General features: G+C 43.1%; 3 protein-coding genes and 2 pseudogenes. 2 read left to right on the forward strand and 3 right to left on the reverse strand.

Going from position 1 to position 11,352, the window contains the following annotated elements:
* The first annotated feature begins 149 nt into the window (after positions 1 to 149).
* Together V7L01_RS00245 and V7L01_RS00250 are read left to right on the forward strand one after the other, a co-directional pair.
* On the forward strand, positions 150 to 1,007 hold the full coding sequence (locus V7L01_RS00245; protein WP_335030854.1) for a nitrate ABC transporter ATP-binding protein: 858 nt from the start codon (positions 150 to 152) through the stop codon (positions 1,005 to 1,007).
* A gap of 32 nt (positions 1,008 to 1,039) precedes the next feature.
* A complete protein-coding gene (locus V7L01_RS00250) occupies positions 1,040 to 2,365 on the forward strand; it encodes a DUF58 domain-containing protein (protein WP_335030856.1) in 1,326 nt (441 codons plus the stop codon).
* 187 nt (positions 2,366 to 2,552) lie between these two features.
* Here V7L01_RS00250 and V7L01_RS00255 read toward each other — a convergent pair.
* The 3 genes and pseudogenes from V7L01_RS00255 to V7L01_RS00265 all read right to left on the reverse strand — a co-directional run.
* Positions 2,553 to 4,226 (reverse strand): annotated as a pseudogene (locus tag V7L01_RS00255) (calcium-binding protein); the annotation flags it as partial.
* A gap of 1,221 nt (positions 4,227 to 5,447) precedes the next feature.
* Positions 5,448 to 7,451, reverse strand: a pseudogene (locus V7L01_RS00260) (beta strand repeat-containing protein); the annotation flags it as partial.
* Positions 7,452 to 8,173: 722 nt separating this feature from the next.
* Positions 8,174 to 10,126 carry a calcium-binding protein gene (locus V7L01_RS00265; RefSeq protein WP_335030860.1) on the reverse strand — a complete coding sequence of 651 codons (1,953 nt, stop codon included), beginning with the start codon at positions 10,124 to 10,126 and terminating at the stop codon, positions 8,174 to 8,176.
* Positions 10,127 to 11,352 lie beyond the last annotated feature (1,226 nt).

Below are 11,352 nucleotides of genomic sequence, written 5' to 3' on the forward strand. Positions count from 1 at the left end.
CACGTCATGTGGAAAAACCAATAAAAGACCTAACCCCCTACCCCCTTCCCTTGTAGGGAAGGGGGAAAATTCAAAGCCTCTCCCCTAGAAGGGGAGAGGTTTGGAGAGAGGTCAGAATATCGATTTGCACTTTTTAATAACCAAATACCATGCAAAACCGCAACTCAACAGCTACAAACCTACTAGAAAAATCATTCGCCACTGCAACCACCAGTCGCAGACCTTTCCTAGAAATTAAAGACGTTACCAAAGTCTACCCGACAAAGCAAGGCCCCTTCACTGTACTCGACGGCGTTAACCTCAACGTAGAACAGGGGGAATTTATTTGCCTCATCGGCCACTCTGGCTGTGGCAAATCAACGCTGTTAAATATGGTATCCGGTTTTAACTTTCCCACCTCCGGCCAAGTGTTACTCGAAGGAGAACCAATCACCAAGCCAGGCCCAGACAGGATGGTTGTCTTCCAAAACTATGCCTTGCTACCTTGGCGGACTGCTTTTGAAAACATCTACTTAGCTGTTAACGCCGTTTATCCCAACAAACCACAAGCTGAAAAAAGAGCGATTGTCCGAGATCATCTAGCAATGGTGGGACTAGCTGATGCGATGGAAAAGAAACCAATGCAAATGTCAGGCGGGATGAGACAACGGGTTTCTATCGCCCGTGCCTTGGCGATTCGCCCGAAAGTTTTAATTTTAGATGAACCTTTTGGGGCGCTGGATGCCATCACCAAAGAAGAATTACAAGAAGAATTGCTGAAAATTTGGGGCGATAACCGTTGTACAGTGCTGATGATTACCCATGATATCGACGAGGCACTATTTTTAGCAGATAAATTGGTAATGATGACCAACGGCCCCCATGCGAAAATTGGCGAAGTTATGGAAATTCCCTTTTCTCGTCCGCGCGATCGCAGCCGCATCATGGAAGATCCACAATACTATCAACTACGTAATTATGCCCTAGACTTCCTCTTTAACCGTTTTGCCCATGATGATGTAGGTTAAGCTAATCTTCTCCTAATTTCTCACTCTCAAAAATGGTTCCTTCCAAACGAGTTTATTTATTGCTGTTTTTAGGTATAGCGATCGCCCCGATCCTATGCCTTTTTTTCAGCATTAAAGCAACCATCGCCATCATTGTGCTATTTAATGCGATCGTTCTCGGATTGATGGTTGTAGATGGTTTGCAGGTACGCCGTTCTCGCGTGCAAATTACCCGCGAATTACCGTCACGATTATCCATTGGGCGGGATAATCCAGTGGTGCTAAAAGTAACATCGCTAAATACCAACGCCCTAATTGAAATCTGCGATTACTACCCAACAGGGTTTGGCATATCTGCACCCACACTTCAGGCTATTGTTCCCAGTAATACCACTCAAGAATTGACATATACCGTCAACCCAACACAGCGCGGCGAGTTTCCTTGGGGAAATATTCAAGTTCGACAGTTGGGAATTTGGGGATTAGCTTGGGATGATTGGCAAATTCCCCAAAGTCTGCGAGTGAAAGTTTATCCTGATTTAGTTGGGTTGCGATCGCTGACAATTCGTTTAACATTGCAATCATCAGGATCGATGCGGCAATCTCGCCAAACTGGTATTGGTACAGAGTTTGCCGAATTGCGGAACTATCGCTCTGGTGACGATTTGCGGTTTATTGATTGGAAAGCTACCGCCCGTCGGGTTGGGGCTTATGGTAATGCAATGCCACTGGTGAGGGTTCTAGAACCCGAACAGGAACAAACTTTACTAATCTTGCTCGATCGCGGACGGTTGATGACAGCAAAGGTGCAGAATTTGCAGCGATTTGACTGGGGTTTGAATGCAACTTTATCCTTAGCATTAGCGGGATTACATCGAGGCGATCGCGTCGGTGTTGGTGTATTTGACCGCCAGATGCATACGTGGATTCCCCCAGAACGCGGTCAACATCATTTGAATCAGCTAATCGATCGCCTGACACCAATTCAACCAGTATTATTTGAATCTGATTATTTGGGGGCGGTGACAAATGTTGTGCAGCGACAAACTCGCAGGGCGCTGGTAGTCGTGATTACCGACTTAGTTGATGTCACCGCCTCTACAGAACTCCTAGCTGCACTTTCCAAACTAGCACCCCGCTATCTCCCGTTTTGCGTAACTCTGCGAGATCCGCAAGTCGATCGTCTGGCACACACCTTTACAAATGATGTCACAGATGCTTATGCCCGTGCAGTGGCACTCGATTTATTAATGCAACGACAAGTAGCATTTGCTCAGTTGAAACAAAAAGGTGTATTAGTACTAGATGCACCAGCAAATCAAATTGCCGATCGGGTGGTTGAGCGATATCTGCAACTCAAAGCCCGGAATCAACTTTAGCGAATTGCATTGATTTATCAAATGCGAGGTGCTGAAAATAACACCTCGCAATACTTGCTTAGGGACTTCCAGTTAAAAAAATATCCCGTCGTAGGGGCGCAAGGCCTTGCGCCCCTACAAATCTATAAATAATTTGGGATAATTTATTTTTTGCAAGTCCCTTAAAGAAATGAAACGCTAATCCCGATTAAACAACGACAAAATTGTTGTTAGTTAGGGACAATCCAGCAGATAGTTGGGCAAATTTTACCTGAGTAAACCCAGCCGCATTGCCATCTTGGTCAAAGTACAGTCCACCTGTAGAATTGTCATAGATAAATCGTTGAGCGATCGCTGTTGCAGATGTTCCAAGGGTAAACTGACTAGTTGAAAGTGAACCTTTTGATAAACCGCCACCAAAACCAGCAGTCGATACCTGAATCAGTTCATTAGTCGCGTTAAAGTCATAAAGGCGATCGATGCCTTCTTTGTAACTATTGAAAACAAAGGTATCAGTCCCATTTCCTCCATAGAGGCTATCATTACCGTTGCCACCTGTAAGGATATCATTACCCAAACCACCATAAATTGTGTCATTCCCATTGCCACCATAAAGGGTGTTCTTACCAGAGGCATTAGAGGCGGAGATATAATCATTGCCAGCGCCACCATCCAATAGGTTATTGCCTCTTGAATTGCTAGCACTCAAGTTATCGTCACCAGTACCACCGTTAAGAGTGTTATTGCCAGACGAGCGAGAGTCATATGTGGTGGAGACATCGCGGGGTTCATACGGGTCTTCGTTGGGGGTGTACTTGTAGTAGCCAGAGATGGAGAGATAATCATTGCCATCGCCCCCAGAGAGCAGATTATTGCCTGATGAACCGCCAGCACTCAAGGTATCTTTTCCTGCACCACCATTGAGAGTATTATTGCCAGATGACCGAGAGTCGTAGTCGTCGTAGTTACTTCCTTCCGAGTAGCCAGAGATGGAGAGAGAATCATTGCCATCATCCCCAGAGAGCAGATTATTGCCTGTTGAACCACTAGCACTCAAGTTATCGTTACCAGCGCCACCGTTGAGAGTATTATTCCCAAACGAACGAGAGTCGTAATAGTAGTTTGCGTACCTGAAAGCACTGTAGCCAGAGACGGAAAGAAAATCACTGCCATTGCCCCCAGAAAGCAGATTCTCGCCAACGAGGGTGTCATTTCCCGTACCACCAATGAGGGTGTCATTTCCCGCACCACCAATGAGAGTATCATTTCCCGCACCACCCCGCAGCAAGTCGTTGCCACTCAAGCCATCGATGCGGTCATTGCCCCCCTGACCATTAACGACATCATTTGAGTTGTCTAAACCCGTAATGTTGTTGTCGAGGTCATTAAGGAAAGTCACCGTGTTCTTGATGCCCAGATTAGTTTCAGTAGAGTTGGCATCCAGAACATTAAAATTGTCCGTGATGCTAGTTTGCCCATCAAACAGGATATTACCGATCGCTGGTTTTGCTCCAGAAGGTTTCAGATTCTCCAAGTTTTCTAGTTTGAAGTTTTGCAGGATAACTGTGCCATCAGCATTTCCTTCAAAGCTGATTTCCAGATTGCTACCATTCTGGGTAAGCAGCAGATTTTGAGCAGTTAAGCCTGCACCCTGAAATTTGATCGTGTCCACTTCAGCAATGACTGCTGCTATCGGGTTAGTTCCTTTACCTATGCCACCAAAGTCAGTGATGGTATCAGTGCCGTCGCCCAAGTTGTAAACAAATTTATCCTTGCCACCGCGCCCAGTTAAGGTATCATTTCCCTCACCACCAGTGAGAGTATCATTCCCAGTACTACCCTGTAGTAAGTCGTAGCCGTTGGTTCCAATGATATTTGCCATAATTTTTACCTGACTAAATCAATTTTTTCAGTAACTTGAGTTCTCAACGTTGAGTTTAGCGCCCTTTTGGCAGACACAAATTTGCCGATATTTGACGTTTTCGGCATAATTTATTGGTTACCCTTGAGGAACGGTAATATTTCTTGAATATTTATCCTATGAAAAAGCTTTTGCGTAACCTTATCTAAACTATAAGAATCCAACTTGATTGCTGAACTTAATTGCATAGGGAGCGAACAGGAAACAGAGAACCTGAAAAAAGCGAACAGATGTGTACTGAGTTTTTTCAAAAATAAAATACTAGTCCTATATCTCAAACTATTTAAGTCTTAAGCACCGTACAAATTGACGAGCGTGTGTATTTATGAAAGTTGTTCATTTAAGGCTTTTTTAATCATCCTTGTTCAATATAAATTAGTGAACAAAGATAATTAAAAAATCAAGCTTGAATGCCTAAAACCCACCCTTTATATTGGTTTTTTGTCAGCGCCTAAGTCTTACTAGCTTGAAAATGGAAAAAGTTGACTCTTGATAGAGAAAAAGATTTTAAGCCCTCCTTGTGAGCTACTCTCCGTAGGTATCTAGCTTGAAAATAGAGAATATCTGGATAACCTCAAAATAACTACATAGTCAATATCTTACTTAGATGTCTATACTGAAATAAACTTCTTTACATACTCTTCATATTATTTGCCGACAAATGTATATATAATTACTGAACTTTGTACATTCTTCATATTCTTCTAGCTTCTAGGCAATAAGAAAGCACAAAGCAGTAGGCAAATGCTTGAAGGAGTGATAAAAAATACATATTTTCCTTTTTGATGGCAGCGATGCCTGCGGTTGTTGCTAGCCTGCGCGTGGTCATGTATTGTATCCAAGCAGAAATCGCTACAACTTGCCAAAACTAGAATGCAGGCACGAGCCAACTTATATTATGTCCGGTTAAAAACTTATCATTAGGACTCCAAGGCGGCAGGAACCTGGGGGAGAAAGAGTTTTCAGGTTATTGCACAGATGCACCGAATCATAATTAATCAGGCGGACATGGTATTAGCTAAGAACACTTACAAACCATTCGCACCTATGAAGAAAGTTAAAACAACCAAACCCAACATCTATATTCCCTGTTAACACTAATTGCATTGAACAATCCAATTGTGAGGTACTTAAAAGAGCACCTCATAATTCGTGCCCTTAGTGATGGCACGCTAATTTCGATTAAACAACCGCAAAATTGTTTTTGGTTAGTGACACACCAGTCAATAGTTGTGCAAATTTTACCTGAGTAAACCCAGACGCACTGCCATCTTGGTCAAAATACAATGCTCCTGTAATATTGTCATAAATAAATCGTTGAGCGATCGCTGTTGCAGATATTCCGAGTGTAAACTGGCTAGTTGAAAGTGAACCTGGTGACAATCCCCCACCAAAACCAGTAGCCGATACTTGAATCACTTCATTAGTGGCGTTGAAGTCATTAAGGCGATCGACACCTTGGTTGTAACTATTGAAAGCAAAGGTATCAATACCATTTCCTCCATAAAGGCTATCATTACCGTTACCACCTGTGAGGATATCATTCCCATCGTCTCCAGAGAGTAGGTTATCTCCCGTTGAACTGCTAGCACTCAAGGTATCGTTACCAGCGCCACCGTTAAGGGTGTTATTACCAGAAGCAGCATAGACTTTAGAGTTGTCGAAGTAGGCAGAAGCGGAGAGAGAATCATTGCCATCGCCTCCAGAGAGCAGGTTATCACCTGTTGAAAAATTAACATTCAAGGTATCGTTACCAGTACCACCGTTAAGGGTGTTATTGCCAGAGATTGCATCGGCAGAGATTAAATCTTTACGGTAATATCTCAACGAGCCATCGGCAAAGAGAGTATCATTACCATCGCCTCCAGAGAGCAGGTTTTTACCTGTTGAAGCGTCAAGATCCAAGTAATCATTACCTCCAGCGCCAATAATCGTATCACTGCCATTACTGCCCCCATAGAGCGTATCGTTGCCATTGCTCCCGACAATATTGTCATCATAGAGCGTACCTCTGATACCTAATCGTTCGATATTTTTGTAATTAACCCGATTTGTACCCACCGTAATCGAGCTTTGGTTAGTAGTGGCATTGAAAGCAGATGTGATTGCCTCAGTAGGATTGCCGTAGTAGAAATTGATGTACAAAACATCGTCGTTGCCTGTTCCTCCATCTACCGTTTGAGTTACTAAGGAGGAGAGGACAGTAGATAATTCGTTTAAAATGAAAATGTCATTGCCATCGCCACCATCTAGTAGGTTATTGCCTGTTAAATTTGCAACTTCCAAGTCATCTTCACCAGCGCCACCTTTGAGGGTGTTATTACCAGACACGGCACCAGTGTATGAGCTAGCAAGGATGAGCGCATCATTGCCATCCCCACCAGAGAGTAGGTTATCGCCTGTTGAATCTCTAGCACTCAAGAAATCCTTACCAGTGCCACCATCCAGTAAGTTATTGCCTGTTGAAATGTCAGCATTCAAGAAATCATCACCAGTACCACCGTAGAGGGTGTTATTCCCCGCGCCACCAATGAGATTATCATTGCCAGCACCACCCCGCAGCAAGTCGTTGCCACTTTTGCCGTCGATTTCGTCATTACCCCCCTGACCATTGACCACATCATCCGAGTTATCTAAACCCGTAATATTATTAGAGAGGTCATTGAGAAAAGTTACCGTGTTCTTGATGCCCAAGCTAGTATCAGTAGAGTCGGCATCGAGGACATTAAAATTGTCGGTGATGTTAGTTTGCCCATCAAACAAGATATTACCAATAGCTGGTATTCCTCCAGAAGCTTTCAGGTTCTCCAAGTTTTCTAACTTGAAGTTTTGCAGGATGACCTTTGTACCATCTACCCCATCAAAGGTGATTTCCAAATTACTGCCGTTTTGGGTGAGCAGCAGATTTCGGGCAGTGAACTTAGCACCAAAGAATTTGATGGTGTCCACTTCGGCAATTACGGCTGCTGTTGGGTTTGTTCCTTTACCTATGCCACCGAAATCAGTAATAGTATCAGTACCGTCGCCGAAGTTGTAAACAAATTTATCCTTACCACCTCCACCAGTCAAAGTGTCGTTGCCCGTGTTCCCTACGATGTTATCGTTACCTGCCTTACCATTAATCGTATCTGCACCGTTACTACCCAGTAGGGTATCATTACTGTTAGTTCCAATGATATTTGCCATAATTTTTACCTACCTAAATCGATTTTTTCAGTAATTTCAGTTTTCAACCTGCTGTTTGCGCTATTCTATGGCACAAAGAAGTTGGGTAAAGCTAAGGTTTTCGGTATACTTGATGTCACTCTTGAGGAACAGTAATTTTTCTTTGAAGATTCATCCTGTTCTCGACTTTATCCATTTTTTATAAACGCGATGCCTGCGGCAAACTCTGAAACCTTTGTGAGACTGTCGTTTTTCTTTCTCGGCTTCATAGAGAGTTCAGTGACGTGAAAAAGTATTTGCTAAAAAGCCAGGGTTTTTGCCGAATAAAGAAAATCGGCGTTGCAGAACAGTGGGATGAATTGGGGCAAGCTCTTGAGGCAGAGAAAGCAGGGGGTGAATTTTAGAAGTTGCCAAATCATCCCGCTTTCTCTGCAACACCAGAAAATAGAGTTCTTAATTTTGGATAAAGTCGAACTGTTTACCAGCTAGCAAATAGCACTTATCTAGCTATTTAAGACAATCTAAGTCTTACACACTGTACAAATAGCAAGAATTAGAACGCAGACACAATCCAACTTAACCAAAAACACTTGCAAAGCATCCGCACCTATGCCGAAAGTTTAGGAACCAAACCCAACATCTACTCTGTGTTAAGACGGCGTTGCATTGAACAATTGAATGCAAGCTGCTCTTGTAAGCGCCTTGCAAACCGTGCCACTTAGTGATGGCACGCTAATCTTCGATTAAACAACCACAAAATTGTTTTTGCTTAGTGTTACACCAGTAGATAGTTGTGCAAATTTTACCTGAGTAAACCCACCTGCACTGCCATCTTGGTCAAAATACAGTGCATCTGTAATATTGTCATAGATAAATCGCTGATTGCTTGTCGTTGCAGATGTTCCGAGGGTAAACTGGCTAGCTGAGAGTGAGCCTTTTGATAAACCGCCACAAAAACCAGCAGCCGATACCTGAATTAATTCATTAGTGGCGTTGAAGTCATAAAGACGATCGATGCCTTGATTGTAACTATTGAAAGCAAAGGTATCAGTACCACCTCCTCCATAGAGGCTATCATTACCTTTGCCACCTGTCAGGATATCATTGCCAAAACCACCATCAAGAGTGTTATTACCTAATGCGCTATATGCAGAGAGAGTATCATTGCCATCGCCACCAAAGAGTAGGTTCTTGCCTGTTGAATAATCAACAATTAAGTTATCGGCACCAGCGCCACCGTTGAGGGTGTTGTTGCCAGATGCTCTACGATAGACAGCTTGATCGTCGCCTGAGTAGTCGTCGTATTGGTAGCCAGAGGCAAAGAGAGTATCATTGCCATCACCCCCATCCAGTAGGTTATCCCCTGATGAATAGTCAACATTCAAGTTATCCTTACCAGCGCCACCATTGAGGGTGTTATTGCCAGTGGTACCAAAATAATTTCCTCCCCAGCCGTAGCCGTAGCCATCGGCAAAGAGAGTATCATTTCCATCGCCTCCATTCAGTAGGTTATCCCCTGCTGAATTGTTAACATTCAGGTAATCCTTACCAGCGCCACCATTGAGGGTGTTATCGCCAGTGGTGTTCCAATACCTGTAGCCCTCGAAGTCAGAGGCGGAGAGAGTATCATTGCCATCGCCACCATCAAGCAGGTTAGCGCCTGTTGAAATGTTAGCAGTCAAGATATCGTTACCAGCGCCACCCTTGAGGGTATTATTCCCAACAGCAAGATTGACGGAAAGAGTATCATTGTTATCGCCACCATCCAGCAGATGATTGCCTCTTGAAAACATTGCATCCAAGTAATCGTCACCAGCGCCACCCTTGAGGGTGCTCTTACCAGAAGCGCCATTTCGGTAGCTATCAGAGGCAGAGAGAGTATCATTGCCATCGCCACCATCAAGCAGGTTATTACCTGCTGAAACGCCAATATTCAAGTAATCGTTACCAGCGCCACCGTTAAGGGTATTATTGCCCACACTATCAATGAGAGTATCATTCCCTGTATCGCCTTCCAGTAGGTCATTCCCCGTACCACCGTCTAGGGAATCATTGCCAGCACCACCCCGCAGCAAGTCGTTGCCACTTTTGCCGTCGATTTTGTCATTACCCCCTTGACCATTGACCACATCATCCGAGTTATCTAAACCCGTAATATTATTAGAGAGGTCATTGAGAAAAGTTACTGTGTTCTTTGTGCCCAGCTTAATATCAGTACAGTCAGCATCGAAGACATCGAAATTATCGGTGATGTTAGTTTGCCCATCAAAGAGGATATTACCAAGAGCTGGTCTTACTCCAGAAGCTTTCAGGTTATCCAAGTTTTCTAGCTTGAAGTTTTGCAGGATGACTTTTGTATCATCTACCCCATCAAAGGTGATTTCCAGACTGCTACCGTTTTGGGTGAGTAGCAGATTTTGGGCAGTGAAGTCAGCACCAAGGAATTTGATGGTATCCAGTTCGGCAATTACGGCTGCTGTTGGGTTTGTTCCTTTACCTATGCCACCGAAATCAGTAATAGTATCAGTGCCGTCGCCCAAGTTGTAAACAAATTTATCCTTGTGACCACCACCAGTCAGAGTGTCATTGCCCGTGTTTCCCGCGATAGTATCGTTGCCTGCTTTACTCTTAATCGTATCTGCGTTCTTACCACCCAATAGAGTATCATTACCGTGACTTCCAATGATATTTACCATAATTTTTACCTATCTATAATTGATTTATTCAGTAACTATGTAAGTTCTCAGCACTCAGTTAGTGCTGTTTTAGAGGACAATAACTCGCCGAGAGTTGAAACTTTCGGTCTGCTTTTATGTAACCCTTGAGAGAGAGTAATTTTTCTCGAAAATGCACTCTGCTAGACAGCTTGCAAGTAGCATCTATTTAAGTATCAATGTCTCACATACTGTACAAATCCATAATCGTGTGGATTGACTGAAATAGCTCATTTCAGGCTTTTTTTAACCATCCTTGATAGAATAGCTTAAGCATAGCCCAATGCAGGCATCGCTGAAAAAGCTTTGTGAACTTAAGCTTAAATGCCTCAAACCCACACTTAATAATTTGGTTTTTTTGCCAATGAGTAAGTCCTACTGTCTTAAAAATATAAAACAGTTGATTCTTGATAGAAAAAGGTATTTTTATACCCCATAGAGAAAGGTATTTTTATACCCTCGTTGTGGGCTATTGCCCGTGGGTGTTTAACTTAAAAATATGAAACATTTAAATAACACTGTGATAACCATATATGACTATTTACTGAGATGTCCATACTGTAAGACACATCTTTGCATACTCTTCACATTTGTTTTGACTATTGTATATATAAATACTTATTTGCGGTAATTACTTATACGTTGATAGTCAAGAATTTGCAGAAAGCAGCAGGTAATGTGAAGTTTGTTTGATCCGTTCCCGGAGGGAGCGTGTCGTTCGCGTAGCGTCTCCGACAGGAGAAGACAGGCTTCCAAAAGAGGAAACTTGTTAGATGTTAATAAAAAAATACATAATTAATCGCGGCGATACCTGGGTTGGGCCATGCCTATGCAGTATTCGTGAGAGGATTAAATTATATACTATTAGTCAATAAGCAATAGTACTTAAGATTTTGCCGCAAATCGGGGTTGGAAACACAATTTTTGGTCAGGCGACGCTGTTCATAGTGCACCTGTAATGTCGTTATATCATGTCCGCTTGATTACTTATTAAACCCGAAGAACCCCACCCCGCCAAAGCTATGCTTTGTCTCCCCTCCCGAAGAGCGGGGAGGGGTTAGGGGTGGGGTGCAATGACTGTGAGAATCATAACTATTTATCCGGACATGATATTATCCCTCTTCTGTCACTTTCCGGAATAAGCAAGTAGTAAATAAACTAAACTATCCAGAAGCATAAGAGGGTTTAAATTGATTCATTGCACTAAT

This window comes from Nostoc sp. (genome assembly GCF_036917095.1).
GTDB lineage: Bacteria > Cyanobacteriota > Cyanobacteriia > Cyanobacteriales > Nostocaceae > Nostoc.